The organism is Brevibacterium rongguiense, assembly GCF_009857845.1.
Classification (GTDB): Bacteria; Actinomycetota; Actinomycetes; order Actinomycetales; family Brevibacteriaceae; genus Brevibacterium; species Brevibacterium rongguiense.
The window spans coordinates 1-419 of the sequence record NZ_WWEQ01000141.1; the positions used below are offsets into that span (position 1 = coordinate 1).

Genomic DNA, 419 nt, shown 5'->3' on the forward strand with positions numbered 1-419 from the left:
AACCGTTGATGCCGCGATGCCCAGTTCGCCGGCGATCTGCACCGGCCCCAACCGCCTGCGCCACCGCGCTTTGACGATCTGCTTGACCACCGCAGGCGGGGTCTTGGTTGGCATCGAGTGGGGCCGGCTGGATCGGTCCATCATGCCTGCGGGGCCCTCGATGCGGAATCGGGTCGCCCATTTTCGGGCCGTCGGCGGTGAAGTCATGAACATTCTCGCCGCGGCGGCGACCGGCCATTTCTGCTCAACGATGAGCTTGGCTAGGCGCAATCGAGCGCGTGGGGTCAGAGCAGCGTTAGCGTGGGACATGAAGGCCTCCTGTGATGCGTGAGCGGTTTGTCGACAGCTCCACTCTCGCAATGGGAGGCCTTCACCTGTCAGCGGGTAGACCGCGATTCACGCAACAACGTCCCTGGACA

Annotated in this window: 1 protein-coding gene; it reads right to left on the bottom strand. The window is 64.2% G+C overall.

Translation table 11 applies throughout. From position 1 onward, the window contains the following. The coding region (locus GSY69_RS13890; protein WP_160954408.1) for a leucine zipper domain-containing protein at positions 1 to 309 on the bottom strand (309 nt) is incomplete at its 3' end. Positions 310 to 419 lie beyond the last annotated feature (110 nt).